17 protein-coding genes are annotated in these 17,023 nt (G+C 36.4%); 6 read left to right on the top strand and 11 right to left on the bottom strand.

Annotated elements, in window-relative coordinates:
* Position 1: 1 nt before the first annotated feature.
* The 7 genes from HU137_RS00925 to HU137_RS00895 form a co-directional block, all read right to left on the bottom strand.
* Positions 2 to 583, bottom strand: coding sequence for a thioredoxin family protein (locus HU137_RS00925; protein WP_182041934.1), 582 nt, complete (start codon positions 581 to 583; stop codon positions 2 to 4).
* A 7-nt stretch (positions 584 to 590) separates the two neighbouring features.
* A complete protein-coding gene (locus HU137_RS00920) occupies positions 591 to 1,574 on the bottom strand; it encodes an acyl-ACP desaturase (RefSeq protein ID WP_182041933.1) in 984 nt (327 codons plus the stop codon).
* On the bottom strand, positions 1,574 to 2,308 hold the full coding sequence (locus HU137_RS00915; RefSeq protein WP_182041932.1) for a lysophospholipid acyltransferase family protein: 735 nt from the start codon (positions 2,306 to 2,308) through the stop codon (positions 1,574 to 1,576). Before HU137_RS00915 ends, HU137_RS00920 begins: the two co-directional genes overlap by 1 nt.
* A gap of 249 nt (positions 2,309 to 2,557) precedes the next feature.
* The gene (locus HU137_RS00910; RefSeq protein WP_182041931.1) at positions 2,558 to 4,264 is read right to left on the bottom strand and encodes a phospho-sugar mutase; all 1,707 of its coding nucleotides are present in this window, start codon (positions 4,262 to 4,264) and stop codon (positions 2,558 to 2,560) included.
* Between the two features lie 7 nt (positions 4,265 to 4,271).
* On the bottom strand, positions 4,272 to 4,976 hold the full coding sequence (locus HU137_RS00905) for a GIN domain-containing protein (protein WP_182041930.1): 705 nt from the start codon (positions 4,974 to 4,976) through the stop codon (positions 4,272 to 4,274).
* 33 nt (positions 4,977 to 5,009) lie between these two features.
* Positions 5,010 to 5,990, bottom strand: a complete 981-nt coding sequence (locus tag HU137_RS00900) for a glycosyltransferase family 2 protein (RefSeq protein ID WP_182041929.1) — start codon at positions 5,988 to 5,990, stop codon at positions 5,010 to 5,012.
* Positions 5,990 to 6,529 (bottom strand): DUF4199 domain-containing protein, encoded by a 540-nt coding sequence (locus HU137_RS00895; RefSeq protein ID WP_182041928.1) that lies wholly within the window; start codon positions 6,527 to 6,529, stop codon positions 5,990 to 5,992. Before HU137_RS00895 ends, HU137_RS00900 begins: the two co-directional genes overlap by 1 nt.
* Positions 6,530 to 6,656: 127 nt before the next feature.
* Between HU137_RS00895 and HU137_RS00890 the strand changes: the two genes are divergently transcribed.
* On the top strand, positions 6,657 to 7,337 hold the full coding sequence (locus HU137_RS00890; protein WP_182041927.1) for a hypothetical protein: 681 nt from the start codon (positions 6,657 to 6,659) through the stop codon (positions 7,335 to 7,337).
* A gap of 11 nt (positions 7,338 to 7,348) precedes the next feature.
* Here the strand turns inward: HU137_RS00890 and msrB are convergent, their stop codons facing one another.
* Both msrB and aroB read right to left on the bottom strand, forming a co-directional pair.
* Positions 7,349 to 7,765: a peptide-methionine (R)-S-oxide reductase MsrB gene (msrB, locus tag HU137_RS00885; protein WP_246361461.1), complete on the bottom strand. Its 417-nt coding sequence runs from the start codon at positions 7,763 to 7,765 to the stop codon at positions 7,349 to 7,351.
* A 71-nt stretch (positions 7,766 to 7,836) separates the two neighbouring features.
* Positions 7,837 to 8,895: a 3-dehydroquinate synthase gene (gene aroB / locus HU137_RS00880; protein WP_182041925.1), complete on the bottom strand. Its 1,059-nt coding sequence runs from the start codon at positions 8,893 to 8,895 to the stop codon at positions 7,837 to 7,839.
* An 86-nt stretch (positions 8,896 to 8,981) separates the two neighbouring features.
* On the opposite strand from aroB, the gene HU137_RS00875 reads away from it, so the two are divergent.
* The 3 genes from HU137_RS00875 (at position 8,982) to HU137_RS00865 (ending at position 12,673) form a co-directional block, all read left to right on the top strand.
* Positions 8,982 to 10,148: a GlmU family protein gene (locus tag HU137_RS00875; RefSeq protein WP_182041924.1), complete on the top strand. Its 1,167-nt coding sequence runs from the start codon at positions 8,982 to 8,984 to the stop codon at positions 10,146 to 10,148.
* Between the two features lie 131 nt (positions 10,149 to 10,279).
* On the top strand, positions 10,280 to 11,311 hold the full coding sequence (locus HU137_RS00870; protein ID WP_182043281.1) for a PLP-dependent cysteine synthase family protein: 1,032 nt from the start codon (positions 10,280 to 10,282) through the stop codon (positions 11,309 to 11,311).
* Between the two features lie 102 nt (positions 11,312 to 11,413).
* Positions 11,414 to 12,673, top strand: coding sequence for an aminotransferase class I/II-fold pyridoxal phosphate-dependent enzyme (locus HU137_RS00865; RefSeq protein ID WP_182041923.1), 1,260 nt, complete (start codon positions 11,414 to 11,416; stop codon positions 12,671 to 12,673).
* An 84-nt stretch (positions 12,674 to 12,757) separates the two neighbouring features.
* Here the strand turns inward: HU137_RS00865 and HU137_RS00860 are convergent, their stop codons facing one another.
* Positions 12,758 to 13,468, bottom strand: a complete 711-nt coding sequence (locus HU137_RS00860; RefSeq protein WP_182041922.1) for a DUF4397 domain-containing protein — start codon at positions 13,466 to 13,468, stop codon at positions 12,758 to 12,760.
* Between the two features lie 139 nt (positions 13,469 to 13,607).
* Here HU137_RS00860 and lpdA point away from each other — a divergent pair, with 139 nt between their 5' ends.
* A complete protein-coding gene (gene lpdA / locus HU137_RS00855; protein ID WP_182041921.1) occupies positions 13,608 to 15,011 on the top strand; it encodes a dihydrolipoyl dehydrogenase in 1,404 nt (467 codons plus the stop codon).
* A gap of 70 nt (positions 15,012 to 15,081) precedes the next feature.
* Here lpdA and HU137_RS00850 read toward each other — a convergent pair whose 3' ends face one another.
* On the bottom strand, positions 15,082 to 15,399 hold the full coding sequence (locus tag HU137_RS00850) for a GlsB/YeaQ/YmgE family stress response membrane protein (RefSeq protein ID WP_182041920.1): 318 nt from the start codon (positions 15,397 to 15,399) through the stop codon (positions 15,082 to 15,084).
* A gap of 117 nt (positions 15,400 to 15,516) precedes the next feature.
* On the opposite strand from HU137_RS00850, the gene glmM reads away from it, so the two are divergent.
* Positions 15,517 to 16,932, top strand: a complete 1,416-nt coding sequence (glmM, locus tag HU137_RS00845) for a phosphoglucosamine mutase (protein WP_182041919.1) — start codon at positions 15,517 to 15,519, stop codon at positions 16,930 to 16,932.
* Positions 16,933 to 17,023: the final 91 nt, after the last annotated feature.

Below are 17,023 nucleotides of genomic sequence, written 5' to 3'. Positions count from 1 at the left end.
ATTAGTTGGGAATTTCAGCAATTAATTCATTGAAAATGCTCTCTCCCTTATCTTGATTGTACCAAACTTGTAAATCTTTATGGAATTCATCCGCTGTATAAACTTCCGGATTTTCTTTGTGTTTGGCCAATAAATCCATGCCGCCAGCCGGTCGAGGTCCGAAGTGAAACAACTCTTTTCCTTGTTCATCCACTCCTATAAACATAGGAATAGATTTGGCTCCATCCGTTAAATAGGCATTCATCAATTCCGGATTTTCATCCCGAAATACAATTTTTTGCTCAACGCCCAATTCTTCCATGATCACATTGACCACAGGCATGCTCTGAGCAGCATCGCCACACCAGCCTTCGCTGATGACCAATAAGGAAAAATTGGATGGGATAGATTGAAGTTTTGATTTTTGGGTTGCTGACAATTCAAATGTTTTGTCCAATCTTTCGATGCGTTTCAAGTTCATCGCATAATATTTAGAGAAACCATTTGGATCTCCTATTTCATTTAAGTCAAATAATTGATCTTCAATTTTTTTAATATAATCAGCATAAGAAAATCCCTTTTCTAAATAAGTCGATAAATCCATAAGTCGTTTAAATTGAGTTAATCCATTTCAGTTTTGGAGATTCTTTTGGGATGACAATTCTTTGTGCAATCCTGTCCAATCGATCCGGTAAATTCACGATGAAATCACGTGCTTTTTCTCCTTCTTCATTTAAATTGGACATGGTTTCCACTCCCCAAAGTTTAATTAGTTTTCGAATGATGTCTACATAATCTGAGGAAGTATAAACACCAATTCGTTGCGCTGAATCTGAAAAAATTTCAAATGCTCTTCCAATTGGTTCATTTGATTCGCGTAAAAAATGAGCAGGCATCACGATTTTTAATTTCAACATATGTTGGAATGCCAACATCATTTCGTTTGGATCAACTTCAAATATGCGTTTCACGAATTCTACATAAGCCAAATGATGACGCATTTCATCTCCTGCAATGATTTTACACATTTTTGCCAATCTGAAAACACCATTCTTTTTCGCGATTTCTGAAACCCGATTATGCGAAATATAAGTTGCCAATTCTTGAAAACTGGTATAAACGAAATTTTTATATGGATCACGACTCGTTCCGATGTCAAATCCGTCTGAAATCAAATATTGTGTCGAAATTTCCACTTCCCGCATATTGATCCTTCCGGACAGATACATGAATTTATTCAAAACATCTCCATGGCGATTTTCTTCCGCAGTCCAAGCTCTGAACCATTTGGACCAACCATTTCGACCTTCATTGTCCACGCCTTCGATTTCCATTACCCAAGATTCGTAAGTAGGCAAAGCCTCTTCTGTAATCGTATCACCAATTAAAGTGACCCAAAAATCATAAGGCAAATCTTTTGACAATTCCTGTAATTCTTTGATGTCATCAAGGAATGTATCTGACTGTGAATCAGGAAGGAAGTCTGTTGGTTGCCAAATTTTCTCAGGGCTGATCAGGAATTTATCCAAATATTGATTGACATCTTTGTCGATAAACTCCATTACTTCAAGCCGCACATTTTCTTTTGGATTCATTATTTGGATTCTAATGTTGATTCTATACTTTCTCTGATTTTCACTATTAATTCTTCTGTTTCAAACGATTTAGGTGAAATCGGATCATGAACCTGAATGGAAAATCTTGTTCCCAAAGTTAGTGGAAAAGAACCGTTTTTTACGATTTTCCACGAATTATTTATAGTAATCGGAACGATTAATGCCGAAGGAGCATATTTGACCAACATCTTCAAACCATTGTCCCGAAAAGGTTTTAATTTCCCATCACGACTTCTGGTTCCTTCAGGAAAGATGACTGCAGAACGTTTGTGTTTTTCGATGTATTGGGACAATTTTTTGATTTCCGGAAGCGCTTGTCTTGGGTCTTTTCTATCGATCAAAACTGAACCACCTTTTTGTAAATTATAGGAAACGCTCGGGATTCCTTTTCCCAATTCGATTTTACTGATAAATTTCGGATGAAAATCGGCCAAATACCATTCGATTGGCGAAATATCCAGCATACTTTGATGGTTGCTCACAAAGATATAAGGAACGCCTTCTTTCAGTTTTTCTTTTCCTGAAAATCGATGCGAAGTACCGAGGATTTTGGTACAACCAACCAATATCCAGTTCATCGCCTGAACTGATTTATGATGTGGGTAATAGCCGCCTATATTGTAGCAAAGCCATTGAACTACATGCATGATGACCAATGTGAGCCCAAAAAACACATAATAAATTGCGGATAAAAAAATGGAGATTATTTTCATATTCTGGAGACCTTCTTTTAAAAAATAGGGCTAAAAGAACTAAATTTCAATTAGAGCCTGTTTAAAATTTTATAAATAATTATTTTTATAGCAGTTTTTAGATGGATTTTTTTCTTTTTGATTGCAGTTTTAGCGGGCTAAAACAAAATTAAAAAGGATAAAATACGGTAAAAAGAGCATAAAAAGATATTTAAAGGTTAAGATATATTACTATACGAAATTAATTCAGTTAAAATTTAAAACAGGCTCTTAATTCAATTCGATTTTAAGTCTTTCTATCTTTGCAGTCAATTCATCTTCTTTTATTTCAAAATCGGAAATTTCGTCCAAATTGGTTTTGACTGAAAAATAAAATTTGATTTTGGGTTCTGTTCCGGAAGGTCTTGCTGCGATTTTGCTTCCATCTTCCGTATAGAAAATCAAAACATTGGATTTCGGAATATCAATGGAATTTTCTTCGCCAGAAGATAGATTTTTTGAAACCGAAATTTGATAATCATCCAGTCTGACGACTTTCGAACCATCAAAAGATTTCGGTGGATTTTGGCGGAATTCTGCCATCATTTGACTGATTTCAGCTGCACCGTCTTTTCCTTTTTTTGTAATTGAAATCAAATCTTCTTTGTAGAATTGGGTTTTGCAATAAATATGTAACAATTCTTCATAAAAACTACTGTCATTGGCTTTTGCATTGGCCGCAATTTCACACGCCAAAAGGGTAGAGGTTACGGAATCTTTGTCCCGAACGAAATCTCCTACCATAAATCCGAAACTTTCTTCTCCTCCGCCTATGAACGTTTGTTTTCCTTCTGCTTTTCGGATCATGTCCGCTATCCATTTGAATCCGGTCAGTCCAACTTTACATTCGACGTTATAATATTCTGCCAAATCAAAGAAAATATCAGAAGTAACGATGGTAGAACCGATGAATTCTGTTCCGTCCATTCCGTCATTTTGTCGTTGTTGTAAAAGATAATCGACCAAAACCGTATTGGTTTGATTTCCATTGAGTAAAACCAATTTCCCATCGAAATTTCTTACGGCAATTCCGAGTCGATCTGCGTCCGGATCTGTCCCGATCACGATGTCCGCCCCGATTTCATCTGCCAAATCCATTGCCATTTTCAGTGCGGCTGGTTCTTCCGGATTGGGAGATTTAACGGTTGGGAAATTGCCATTTGGAATGGCTTGTTCCTCTACGATATGCACATTTGTAAACCCGGCTGCTTTTAAAGCGTCTGGTATGATGGCGATAGAAGTTCCGTGAATGGAAGTAAAAACGATTTTGATTTCTTCTTTTCCTTTTTGTGTAAATCCGATTTGGTTGACACAAGCTTGAATGAAAGCTTGGTCCATTTCTTTGCCTAAAAATTGAAGCAAATCTTCTTTTCCTTGAAATTGAATTTCCGAAGCTTTAACGTTGTTGACTTCGTTTATGATGGCTTCGTCCTGTGGAGGGACGATTTGACCGCCATCGTTCCAATAGACTTTATAGCCGTTGTATTCGGGAGGATTATGCGAAGCTGTCAAAACGATTCCGGCATCGCAATTTAGATTTCGAACTGCAAAAGACAATTCAGGAGTTGGTCTGAAACCTTCAAACAAATAAACTTTAATGTCGTTTCCGGTCAGGATATCCGCTACGATTCGGGCAAATGATTCGGAATTATTTCGAACGTCGTAAGCAATGGCAACTGATTTTTCTTTTTCAGGAAATGTTAGTTTGAGATAATTGGCTAGACCTTGGGTGGCTGCTCCGAGCGTATATTTGTTGATTCGGTTGGTTCCTACACCCATGATTCCGCGCATTCCACCGGTCCCAAATTCCAAATCCTTATAAAAAGCATCTTCTAATTCTGCCGGGTCTTGATTCATTAAATCTTGAACGGATTTTCTTGTTTCTACATCATATTGTTCGCTGAGCCAAAGATTGGCTCTTTCCATTGCATTGTTCATTTCCGAATTATTTTTTTTGAATGATAGCTCTGTCTTTTTCAGTTGTATTTTTATTGGGATCGCCTTTGTAGGAAACTTGCGCATTATCTTTGGCAGTTCCTTTTAAATCTTTCATCGCATAGATGGAAAGTGAAGCATTGTCTTTTGCATGAAAATCGATTTCCACTGCTTGTAATTCAGTTAAATCTGTGCGAGATTCATCGTAGGCATTTATTTCAACATTGATCGCAGTTCCGGTCATCTTGATTTGGGTTTGATCCGAAACATCAAGATCTAAATTTTTGATGTCCAAAAAGGTTTCGGTTATGGAAGATTGGTCGTTTATTTCAAATGAAAATTGATCTGCTTTTAGCGTTCCTGATGTTTTTAATTTGGATTGGTTGTTCAATTCAACTTCGCTAAGATTTGGATTGAAATACACATTGACATTGTACAAATCATAATTGTCAACAGTTTTTAATTCTTTGATAACCAAGTCATTTCCTTTTGTTTTGATGTCCATATTATCAATTAAATTCTGATGCGATTCTACCACCACTTTTGAAATATCAGAAGGAATTAAAGTTATTTCGCAATTACAATGGGTTTCCAATGAAGTGAAATGATCCACTGCGAATTCTTTTTTTGCTGTAGCAGCTCCTTCGCCTTCAATTCCTGAACTACAGGAAACTGCGAGCGTTGCGATTGAAAAGAGTAAGATAATATTTTTCATGTGGTTATATTTGGAATTAGAATTGGTTACAATTTAAGAAAATTGTTTTTTAGAATTCAGATTTAGCGTTTCCCGTATTTCAAATTCTTGTTTGTTTTTTGTGAAGCGAACCAGAATTTCGCCCAGAAATCCGGCGAGAAACAATTGGGTTCCCAAAACCATGGCAACCAGTGAAATGTAAAAAAATGGATTGTCTGTAATCAATCTTGCATTTTTTTCGAGGATGTAGACTTTAAACAATTTGTCTAAACCTAAATAAACAGCTGCTAGAAAGCCGATGATAAACATCAAAGTTCCAATAGCACCAAAAAGATGCATGGGTTTGGTACCAAATTTATTCAGAAAGGAAAGCGTGATCAAATCCAGAAAACCATTTACAAATCGACGTTTCCCAAATTTTGATTTTCCATATTTCCGCGCCTGATGACGGACTCTTTTTTCATAAATCCGGCCAAATCCTAAATTTTTTGCCAAAACTGGGATGTACCTGTGCATATCACCATGCAATTCCAGTTCTTTTGCAACTTCATTTCGATAAGCTTTCAGTCCACAATTGAAATCATGCAATTCTAGTCCTGAAACTTTTCTCGCCACGGAATTGAAAATTTTGGATGGAAGATTTTTGGTCAATTTCGGGTCTTGTCGGTTTTGTTTCCAACCTGAAATGATATCGGCATTTTTTGTCTTTAATTCCCCATAAAGTTCAGGAATTTCTTCCGGAAAATCTTGTAAATCAGCGTCCATCGTGATGAAAACTTCACCTTGAGCTTGTTTGAAAGCAGCCATGAGCGCTTGGGATTTTCCATAGTTTTTACGAAAGCGAATGCCTTTGATTTCAGGGTTAACTTCTGATAGGAATTCGATTACTTTCCAGCTATTATCACTGCTGCCGTCGTCGATAAAAATGACTTCGAATTTGAATTCATTTTCCAGACAAACCGATTTGATCCTTTGGAACAATTCTTCGAGAGAATCTTGTTCATTTAATAATGGGATGACGACCGAAATATGCATCAGATGTGTCTGTTTTTAAAGAATACTGCGAAGATACTCGAAATCAAAAAGTAAAAAAAGAGAATGACGGAAAATGAAAGGAAGAAGGTTTTCCAAGTAAACATATTGATTTTCAAATCAGTCATATTTTTTACAAAATCTCCATTTTTTTCCATGAATTCTTCATTGGGTCCGGACATGACCAAATCATGCCAGCCACGCTGTAGGCTATCTTCTACCCAAGCGCCTGATGTGTTGAAAAAGATAAAAATCGCAGCCAAACTTAAAAATCCACCGATGAACATCGGTACAAAACTCAATTGCCAAGCTTGTCTGAAGGAAATCGGGCGTTGTTTTGCTACCCTAAAGGCGCTATAAAAACCCATTCCTGCATAAATCCCCGGCAAAGCAAAACAATTGATTAAAGCCGAATAGTTGAAAAGTTGGGCTTCAGTAATGCTTCCTTGGGTTGAAAATAAAAAGATCAACAAAAAAAACAAAAGCATTGTCATGATAAATAAACCGATGCCTAAACGGAGGATTTGTTTGTTTGCATTCATAGCTTGCAAAGGTAGTGGAATTGTGAAATTTTTTGATTGGTTTTAAGTCTTATTGATTTTTTATTGAAAAAATTTTGATTTTAAGCGGTTAATTTAGTAGTATTGAATAATTATATAGTTGAGGATTATGAAAAAAATAATGGGTTTATTGTTATTGTTTGGATTTGGAGTTGGATTTGGTCAACAAACCATTTTCCAAAATAGAAATTCGTACAATACTTTATATGGAACTTCATCCATGAACAAAGAAGTTAATCAACCTAAAGAAGCAAAAGGATCACAATATTTTCAAGAAAATTTCATGTACGCTTTTGTCGACGATTTAGAAAAGCCATTCAAAATGAGGTACAATGCTTTCTTTGATGAAATGGAATTTGAGAAAGATGGTGTGACGTATGATTTGGATAAAGGCCAATATAATTTGGTGAATTTTGATGATTTAAAAAAGAAATATGTAATTGTAGATTATCAAGATGGGAATGATGTGAAAAGAGGTTTTTTGATAGAGTTAACTTCTGGCGAAAAAGTTTCACTTTATAAAAGAGAAAAAATAGGTTTTGTAGAAGGGAAAAAATCTGCAAGTGGATTTGGGATAGATACTACAGCTGAATATAAGCCACTTAAAGATGAGTTTTTCCTGGGGACTCCGGAAGGTGCCATTATATTAATTCCTAGTTCTAAAAACAAATTCCTTCAACTTTTTAAAGAAAAAAACAAAGAAATTGAGAAGTTTTTAAAAGATAATAAAATCAATTTATCAAAAGAAAAGGATTTGAAAAAAGTAGCGGATTACATCAATACGCTATAAATACTTCATCCTTAATTTTTTTCTTCGAAATCTAAAGAAAGCGAATTCACACAATAGCGCAATCCAGTTTCTGTAGGCCCATCATCAAAAACATGTCCCAGATGGCTTCCGCAATTGGCGCAAAGAATTTCGGTTCTGGTCATTCCATGAGAATGGTCTTCTCTTTCGAGTATTTTTCCTTCTGAAATTTCCTTGTCAAAACTCGGCCAGCCACAGTGTCCGTCAAATTTAGAATCTGAAGTGAAAAGTGGTGTGTCACAAGCCCCGCAAGTGTAAGTTCCTTTTTCGAAATGCATATTGTATTTACCGGAAAATGGTCTTTCAGTACCTGCTTCTCGCATGACATAAAACTGTTCAGGCGTTAGTTCTTTTTTCCATTGTTCATCTGATTTTTGAACATGGAAATTGGGTGATTTTGATTTTTCCATTGTAGTGTCTTTTAATTTATGTTGGGAGCAACCTATTGAAAATAATAGCATTGCGCTAAAAATAAAAAATTTCATGAGTTTGCCAATTTCCTATTGTACATCAAAATTCCTTCCGAAATCTGATTTTCGTTGAGTAAAATATCATATTTGCATTTACCAATTCCATCCAATAAACTGAAACTGATCTGATCGTTTTGATTTTTCTTATCATGTTTCATCCAGTGAAATAAATTGGGGATGAGGTCTTCAGGAATTGAAAATTTCCCGAAAATTCGCACCAAATGAGTAAAGATTTCATCCAATTCCTCCTTTGAAATCAATTCATTTTCAAAACTCAAAATGGATTCGACCATCATGCCTATCGCAATTGCTTCTCCATGTAATAAATGATTTTCAGTCTCCAGGAACTCGCTTTCTATCGCATGTCCAATCGTATGTCCAAAATTTAAAATTTTCCTTATACCGGATTCAAAAGGATCATTATCGATAATTTCGGTTTTGATCTGAACTGAATCGGAGATGAGAACTGAAACACTTTCCGGATTTAGGTTTTCCAAATTGATCAAATTCTCCCAATGATTTTTATCGTAAATCAAACCATGTTTCAGCATCTCTGCCAAACCTGACCAAAATTCACGTTTGGGAAGCGTTTGTAAAAATTCAGGATGGATAAATGTACCCACCGGAAGTGCAAAAGTCCCGATGATGTTTTTGATTCCATTATGATCAATTCCGGTTTTTCCTCCCACAGCAGCATCTACCATTGAGAGAATGGAAGTCGGGAAATTGATGAAATCAATGCCTCTTTTAAAAGTGGAGGCAATGAATCCTCCCAAATCTGTAACCATTCCACCTCCCAAATTGATCATCAAAGATTTTCTAGTAGCATTCATTTCGGTCATCGTCTCCCAAACTTGAATTGCGATGTCGATGGTTTTGTTTTCTTCGCCAGCCGGAATTTCTATGATTTCAATTGTATGCGCTCCCTCCATTTCGGATAGAAATTGGGGCAAACAATGTTCGTGCGTATTTTCATCTACCAAAATGAAAATGAGCGGATAATTTTTCTCTTCTAATTTTTGGTTAAAATGGTTGAAAATTTGACTGAAAAATATGGGTGTTTGTTTCATATTCCAAATGTAGGATTTCGTTTTTAATTTAGAATTGAATAAATTCACATCAAAATAATATTAAATTTGTTCCAAATAATTCTTGAATGAACATCGTCTTATTTGACCATAAAGAATGGGATAATCTACATCCTCTGACGCTGACAAAACCTTTTGGGGAGTTGCGGATTGGGATTTTAACATTTAAAGAGCGATGGGAGAAATTAATTGAAGGGAATTATAGTTATTTGACTCAAGATTATTTATCAGAGAAATTCCTATTGAAAGTTGATGAGGTTAATTTATTTATAAATCCTGCTTATTTCCCTAATTCAGAGCTAGTTGATTTAATTCTAAATTTAGAAGTAGGTCATGTTTTGAAGCGAGATGAAGAACTCATCGCCGGTAAAATCAGTTTGGAGGATTTTCAAAACTTAGAAAAATTAAGCAATTCCATACGTTATAACGGCGAACTTCTCCATATTCAAAAATTATGGGATTTATTTTCGGTCAATGATCAAGCGATTCATTTTGATTTTGAATTGATGACAAAAGGACGTGAATCTCAGCCGATTTCAGATACAAATGGAGTTAGAAATGCTGAAAATATTTTTTTGGAAGAAGGAGCAATTGTCGAATTCTCTATTTTGAATGCTAATTCTGGTCCCATATACGTCGGGAAAAATGCTGAAATCATGGAAGGAAGTTTGGTCAGAGGAAGTTTGGCTTTATGTGAAAATGCCAAACTGAATATGGGTGCAAAAATTTATTCAGGAACGACTATTGGGCCACATTGTAAAGTAGGAGGAGAGGTGAACAATTCTATTTTGATGGGCTACTCCAACAAAGGTCATGATGGATTTTTAGGAAATTCAGTATTGGGCGAATGGTGCAATTTAGGTGCAGATACCAATAATTCTAATTTGAAAAATAATTATTCGAATGTAAATCTTTGGAATTATCCATCGAAATCCTTTCAGGATACAGGATTGCAGTTTTGTGGATTGATGATGGGAGATTTTTCAAAATCGGCAATTAATGCTCAATTTAATACTGGAACAGTTGTCGGAGTGTCTTCCAACCTGTTTGAGGTGGGTTTTCCGCCTAAATTTATCCCTTCTTTTAGTTGGGGAGGAAATGAAAATTCACCAAAATTTGATTTGGATCGAAGTTATGAAGCAGCCCAAAAAATGATGGAAAGGAGGAAAAAGATATTAACCGAAGAAGATAAAAAAATTTTAAAACATATTTATTTCGAAGTGACGGAATATTAACCAATTACGATCGTGAGATAAAAGAATTTTTATAAGTTTGAAAAAATAACTGTTGATAATACTCAGATGAAAAATGGGTAAATTCATAAAAATTCTTAAATTTGCCGATTGTAAGTAAAGAACTAAATGTAATGACTGGAACTTATAATAACGTTTTAGAATTAATTGGTGATTCGCCATTAGTTCGATTAAACAAAGTTGGCCAAGAAATTCCAGGTGAGGTTTACGCTAAGTTGGAAAGTTACAACCCGGGACACTCAACCAAAGATAGAATTGCGCTTCACATCATAGAAGAAGCGGAAAGACAAGGGCTTTTAAAGCCTGGTGCAACCATCGTCGAAACCACGTCTGGAAATACGGGTTTCAGTGTTGCCATGGTGAGTATCGTAAAGGGTTATAAATGCATTTTAGCAGTATCAGATAAAACAAAGCACGAGAAAATCGCTTATTTAAAAGCACTCGGAGCCAAAGTGTTTATTTGTCCTGCAAATGTAGCTGCTGACGACCCTAGATCTTATTATGAAGTAGCCAAAAGAATTGCGGAGGAAACTCCAAACTCCATTTATATCAATCAGTATTTTAATTTGAAAAATATTGAAGCCCATTATCTAACCACAGGGCCTGAGATTTGGAAACAAACTGAAGGTAAAATCACCCATTTGATTGCTTGTTGTGGAACAGGAGGGACTTTGTCGGGTTCTGCGAAATATTTGAAAGAACAAAATCCAGATATTAAGATAATCGGTGTTGATGCTTATGGATCTATTTTGAAAAAATACCACGAAACCGGAGAATTGGATAAAAATGAAATTTATCCTTATAGAATTGAAGGTTTAGGAAAGAATTTGGTGCCTGAAGCAACGGATTTCGGAATCATCGATCATTTTGAAAAGGTTTCTGACGAGGAAAGTGCTTATAGAACGAGAGAAATTGCTTTGAAAGAAGGAATTATGGGAGGTTATACCTGTGGTGCGGTAGTTCAAGCCTATCGTCAATTGGCCAATCAGTTTAAGGAAGATGATTGTGTAGTATTGATTTTTCCTGATCATGGATCTCGCTATATTACCAAAGTATTTAGTGATGATTGGATGGCTGAACAAGGATTTACAAATAGCCGTTTAAACGGTTTGGAATCCAATGCAACAATTCAGTACGTTAAATAACGAAATGAATACAAAATCTGAATAATTTATATTTTATAAATGCTCCCAATGAAATTGTGGAGCATTTTGCATACATAAACCTAATTAGAATTAAGAATTATCATGGATATATTTGAAAGAATTAAGAAAAATCCGGGGCCTTTGGGGCAATTTGCGGACTATGGAGAAGGTTACTTCATTTTCCCGGAATTAGAAGGAGAATTAGGACCAAGAATGAAATTTAAAGGAAAGGACGTTGTGGTCTGGTCTTTAAACAATTATTTGGGGCTGGCCAATCATCCTGAAGTAAGAAAAACGGATGCAGAAGCAGCTGAAAAATATGGTATGGCTTATCCGATGGGTGCTCGCGCTATGACAGGTCAAACCAAATACCATTACCAATTGGAACAAGAATTGGCTGAATTTGTAGGAAAAGAATCAGCGTATTTGTTGAATTTCGGTTACCAAGGAATGGTTTCTGCCATAGATGCTTTGGTTTCAAAAAATGATGTGATCGTTTATGATCAAGAGTGTCATGCCTGTATCGTAGATGGTGTGCGGTTGCATTTTGGGAAGAGATTTACTTACCAGCACAACGATATCGATAGTTTGAGAAAAAATTTGGCCCGTGCTACAAAAATTACCGAACAAACCGGAGGTGGTATTTTGGTGATCACGGAAGGAGTTTTTGGAATGATGGCTGAGCAAGGAAAGTTGAAGGAGATCTGTGATTTGAAAAAAGAATTTGATTTTCGAATTTTAGTGGATGATGCTCATGGATTTGGAACTTTAGGAAAAACAGGAGCCGGAGCAGGTGAGGAGCAAGGTTGTCAAGACCAAATCGACGTTTATTTCTCTACTTTTGCAAAATCAATGGCCGGATTCGGAGGTTTTTTTGCTGGAGATAAAACAGTAATCCGTTATTTACAATACAATTTGCGTTCGCAGATCTTTGCCAAATCACTTTGTATGCCGATGACTTTAGGCGGTTTGAAACGATTGGAATTGTTGAAAACCAAACCTGAGTTGAAAGACAAACTTTGGGAAAACGTTAATAAAATCCAATCCGGATTGAAAGCCAGAAATTATAATTTAGGTTTGACCAATACGCCGGTTACACCGATTATTTTAGAAGGAAGTCCGATTGAAGCCACCATCATGGCCAAAGATTTACGCGAGAACCACGGCGTATTTGTATCGGTAGTGGTGTATCCGGTGATTCCAAAAGGAACGATCATCTTCCGAATCATCCCCACTGCAGCACATACAGATGAAGACATCGAATTTACTTTAAATGCATTTGATGCGATTCGTGAAAAACTGGATTCCGGTTATTATAAAAAAGCAGCAGAGCAAATGGATGTAGATTACGTTCAGTATTGATTTGAAATAGATTAAAGCATAAATAAAATCCCTGTAGACCTCAGTTCTACAGGGATTTTTTGTAAATAAATGTAATGATGGAATTTAGTATAAAAAATATTGAACATCCAAGTCCAAATTTTCATTTTCAGATTCGATATCTCCTTGAGAGAAAATCGAATAAGTCGAATTTCCATTTAGCGTAACAGCTTTGGAGAAAATCGTATCATTGCTTTCAGCATTGATCAGGTATAAATTTTTATTGAAAACTTGATCAATTTCAAAAAAGGAGGAGGCATTTCGGAAATTATAAGTACCCAAATCACCTTCCATTCCTTCAATTGCTACTTTTACGGTAGGACAATTATGGGAAAGTTGTATAAATCGAATTACTGATTTGCTTGGATGTGAAGCCTGAACCGGACTATCCAAATACGCCAATAATTCTACATTCTCAGCAGAATTAACTGCAAAAACACTGTAAAGTTTGTTTAATTCCACACTTAAATTAATGGTGTCTAAATCCGTAGTGGACGAATTTCCTTGTAGGGTCAAAACATTATTCCCAATGCCCATTCTAGTAAATGGAATGAATTCGTTGTAATTTAATGCTACATTGTTAAACTGCTCACCATCGTCAAATAACTTTAAACCTGTTGAACCGGGAGAAATGTTGGAAAATAAAACATAACCTGAATCTTCCATAGGGATGTCGCCACTATCATCATTATTCAAACAGGAAGTAACCGATAAACCTGCCAAAATCCCGACACCCAATTTTCCAAACATTTTAATTGATTGAATTGCTCTCTTCATTTTTTTTAATTTTCTGTTGTAATGACGTGAAATCGCTTAAAAGGTTGCGTGTAAATTGGATTTTTTATTAATATCATTCCGACAAACTCGGAGATAATAGTTAAATTTGGGCTTTTAAAAATTCAAACAAAAATCATTTATGAGTTCATTTGATATAACGGTAATCGGTTCTGGCCCGGGAGGTTATGTTGCTGCTATTCGTGCCGCACAATTGGGATTTAAAACAGCCATCATAGAAAAGTATCCAACACTAGGCGGGACCTGCTTAAATGTTGGTTGTATTCCTTCAAAAGCCCTTTTGGACAGTTCAGAACATTTCCATAATGCTGCGCATAATTTTGAAAACCATGGTATCGAAATCAATCCACCCAAAGCCAATTTGGCAAGAATGATAGAAAGAAAACAAGAAGTGGTAGACCAAACTACAGGTGGAATTAAGTATTTGATGGACAAAAACAAAATCACCGTTTTTGAAGGTGTTGGAAGTTTTGAAAGTGCTACAAAAGTGAAAGTGACAAAAAATGATGGTTCGGCTGAAGTCATCGAATCCAAATATACCATCATCGCTACCGGTTCTAAACCTTCCAGTTTACCATTTATCAATTTGGATAAAGAAAGAATCATTACTTCAACAGAAGCCTTAAAATTGAAAGAAATCCCGAAACACCTTATCGTAATCGGTGGAGGAGTCATCGGTTTAGAATTAGGTTCCGTTTATTTGCGATTAGGATCAGAAGTTACCGTAGTGGAGTATATGGACAAAATCATTCCGGGAATGGATGGAACGATGTCCAAAGAATTGCAAAAAGTATTGAAAAAACAAGGAATGAAATTCCAACTTTCTACAGGTGTTTCTGCAGTAGAAAGAAATGGTGACAATGTAAAAGTTACCGCAAAAAATAAAAAAGGCGAAGAATTAAGTTTCGAAGGTGATTATGTTTTGGTTTCAGTAGGAAGAAAACCATATACAGAAGGATTGGGACTTGAAAATGCCGGCGTAGAATTAGACGAACGCGGAAGAGTAAAAGTCAATGATCATCTACAAACCAATGTGACCAATATTTATGCGATTGGTGATGTGGTTCAAGGAGCAATGTTAGCGCATAAAGCATCTGAAGAAGGTGTTTTGGTTGCAGAACAATTGGCCGGACAAAAACCACATATCAATTATAATTTGATTCCGGGAGTTGTGTATACTTGGCCGGAAGTTGCCGGAGTTGGGAAAACGGAAGAAGAATTAAAAGAAGCAGGAGTGGCGATCAAAGTCGGAAGTTTCCCGATGCGTGCTCTAGGTAGAAGCCGTGCTTCAGGAGATATCGACGGTTTGGTAAAAATCATTTCAGACGCAAAAACCGATGAAATCCTTGGTTTCCACATGATAGGAGCCCGAGCTGCCGATTTGATTCACGAAGGCGTTACAGCCATGGAATTCCGCGCAAGTGCTGAAGATCTTGCAAGAATGTCACATGCACATCCTTCGTACGCTGAGGCCGTTAAAGAAGCCGCACTTGATGCGACAGAAAAACGCCCATTGCATGTTTAGATGAACAATTAAAACATAAAAAAATCCGGAGACTTTAGGTTTCCGGATTTTTTATATAGATGAAATCTGATTAGGATCTAGAAAACATTTTTGAAATCAATTTCCAAACAAACAATAAAATTAAAGCACCACCAACCGTAAAAATCCAGTCAGAAATACTCAGGAAATTCAATTCATTGTCCGTATCCAACCCCAACCATGCTCTCATGCTATGACCAAGATAAGCACCAACGATACCGATGATAGAAGAAATGATAAAGCCTCCGGGATCTTTACCGGGAGTAATCGCCTTTGCGATTCCGGCTGCAATCAAACCGAATACCAAATAAACCAGAAAACTCCAAACGCCTTCGATGGCGCCGAAAATGAGTACAGATGTTGTTTCCATAATTTTAAGATTTTGATTTTATCAAATTTAGTAATTAAAATTTAATCCAACTGTTAATTCAAGACTTTAAGGAATTCCACCAAATGATGTACTTTAGCATCCAAATTTAAATACGATATGTCTTTAATCAAATCCATTTCCGGCATCCGCGGAACCATCGGCGGAGCCATCAACAATAACCTTACTCCCATCGATACTGTAAAATTTGCAGCTGCTTATGGCACTTGGCTTGCTTCAACAATCTCCACAACCGATAAAAAATTGAAAGTCATCATCGGTCGTGATGCCCGAATTTCAGGCGAAATGATCTCCAGTTTGGTGAGTTCAACTCTGATCGGGTTGGGAATAGATGTGGTTGATTTGGGGTTGTCTACTACACCGACGGTTGAGGTGATGGTACCGCACTTCAAGGCTGATGGTGGAATTATTTTAACGGCAAGCCATAATCCGAAACAATGGAATGCTTTGAAATTATTGAACGCCAAAGGCGAATTCGTTTCAGGAGATGATGGTGCTGAAATCTTGAGAATTGCAGAAGCAGATGAATTTAAGTTTGCAGAAGTCGATGATTTGGGAAAATACGAAACCTTTGAAAATGCGATTCAATTGCACATCGACCAAATTTTAAATTTACCGTTGGTCAATGCAAAAGCCATTGCTGAAAAGAAATTCAAAGTCGTAATCGATGCGGTAAATTCTACCGGAGGAATTTCCATTCCGCCACTTTTGGACAAATTGGGTGTGGAATATGTGAAAATGTATTGCGACCCGACAGGTGATTTTCCGCATAATCCGGAACCTTTAAAAGAACATTTGACGGACATTTCGAAGAAAGTGGTAGAAGAAAAAGCTGATTTTGGAATTGTGGTCGATCCCGATGTAGATCGATTAGCGATCATTTCCGAAGACGGCGAAATGTTTGGCGAGGAATATACTTTGGTCGCAGTTGCAGATTATGTGTTGGGGAAAACTCCTTCGGCAACAGTTTCCAATTTATCATCTTCCAGAGCTTTGCGTGATGTTACAGAAAAACATGGACAGAAATATGAAGCTTCTGCCGTCGGTGAAGTCAATGTTGTAACCAAAATGAAAGCAATCGGTGCGAAAATAGGAGGCGAAGGAAACGGCGGAATCATTTATCCGGAGTTACATTATGGTCGTGATTCTTTGGTAGGGATTGCTTTGTTTTTGAGTCATTTGGCAGAAAAAGAATTGAAAGTAAGTGAATTGAGGGCTTCTTATCCTGCGTATTTTATGGGCAAAAAGAAAATTGAATTGACACCGGAAATCAATGTAGATGAATTGTTAAATAAAATTCAATCGAAATATGAAAATCAAAATATTTCGACTTCGTTCAATGTGACAGGAATCTCAACGGTTGACGGAGTGAAAATCGATTTTGCTGACCAATGGGTACATTTACGGAAATCCAATACAGAACCGATCATCAGAATTTATACCGAAGCACCTACACAAGAAAAAGCAGATGATTTAGGTGATAGGTTTATAGAGGAGTTGAAAAGTTTGAGTTAGGATAATTAGTTTCAAATTTCCCTTGTTCATTAACTGTGTAAAACTGATATTTCTCAAGCCTGAAAACCCTAAATAATTCCTTAAATTCGTA

The sequence above is a fragment of the Moheibacter lacus genome, from assembly GCF_014042165.1.
Classification (GTDB): domain Bacteria; phylum Bacteroidota; class Bacteroidia; order Flavobacteriales; family Weeksellaceae; genus Moheibacter; species Moheibacter lacus.
The sequence above is the reverse complement of the archived record's forward strand: the minus strand, read 5'-3'. Positions and strand labels throughout refer to the sequence as shown.

What these genes read in the sequence shown, in the direction of transcription:
- HU137_RS00925 (WP_182041934.1), bottom strand. Translation starts at nt 583, where the DNA reads ATGGATTTATCGACTTATTTAGAAAAGGGATTTTCTTATGCTGATTAT.
- HU137_RS00920 (WP_182041933.1), bottom strand. Translation starts at nt 1,574, where the DNA reads ATGAATCCAAAAGAAAATGTGCGGCTTGAAGTAATGGAGTTTATCGAC.
- HU137_RS00915 (WP_182041932.1), bottom strand. Translation starts at nt 2,308, where the DNA reads ATGAAAATAATCTCCATTTTTTTATCCGCAATTTATTATGTGTTTTTT.
- HU137_RS00910 (WP_182041931.1), bottom strand. Translation starts at nt 4,264, where the DNA reads ATGAACAATGCAATGGAAAGAGCCAATCTTTGGCTCAGCGAACAATAT.
- HU137_RS00905 (WP_182041930.1), bottom strand. Translation starts at nt 4,976, where the DNA reads ATGAAAAATATTATCTTACTCTTTTCAATCGCAACGCTCGCAGTTTCC.
- HU137_RS00900 (WP_182041929.1), bottom strand. Translation starts at nt 5,990, where the DNA reads ATGCATATTTCGGTCGTCATCCCATTATTAAATGAACAAGATTCTCTC.
- HU137_RS00895 (WP_182041928.1), bottom strand. Translation starts at nt 6,529, where the DNA reads ATGAATGCAAACAAACAAATCCTCCGTTTAGGCATCGGTTTATTTATC.
- HU137_RS00890 (WP_182041927.1), top strand. Translation starts at nt 6,657, where the DNA reads ATGAAAAAAATAATGGGTTTATTGTTATTGTTTGGATTTGGAGTTGGA.
- msrB (WP_246361461.1), bottom strand. Translation starts at nt 7,765, where the DNA reads ATGGAAAAATCAAAATCACCCAATTTCCATGTTCAAAAATCAGATGAA.
- aroB (WP_182041925.1), bottom strand. Translation starts at nt 8,895, where the DNA reads ATGAAACAAACACCCATATTTTTCAGTCAAATTTTCAACCATTTTAAC.
- HU137_RS00875 (WP_182041924.1), top strand. Translation starts at nt 8,982, where the DNA reads ATGAACATCGTCTTATTTGACCATAAAGAATGGGATAATCTACATCCT.
- HU137_RS00870 (WP_182043281.1), top strand. Translation starts at nt 10,280, where the DNA reads ATGACTGGAACTTATAATAACGTTTTAGAATTAATTGGTGATTCGCCA.
- HU137_RS00865 (WP_182041923.1), top strand. Translation starts at nt 11,414, where the DNA reads ATGGATATATTTGAAAGAATTAAGAAAAATCCGGGGCCTTTGGGGCAA.
- HU137_RS00860 (WP_182041922.1), bottom strand. Translation starts at nt 13,468, where the DNA reads ATGAAGAGAGCAATTCAATCAATTAAAATGTTTGGAAAATTGGGTGTC.
- lpdA (WP_182041921.1), top strand. Translation starts at nt 13,608, where the DNA reads ATGAGTTCATTTGATATAACGGTAATCGGTTCTGGCCCGGGAGGTTAT.
- HU137_RS00850 (WP_182041920.1), bottom strand. Translation starts at nt 15,399, where the DNA reads ATGGAAACAACATCTGTACTCATTTTCGGCGCCATCGAAGGCGTTTGG.
- glmM (WP_182041919.1), top strand. Translation starts at nt 15,517, where the DNA reads ATGTCTTTAATCAAATCCATTTCCGGCATCCGCGGAACCATCGGCGGA.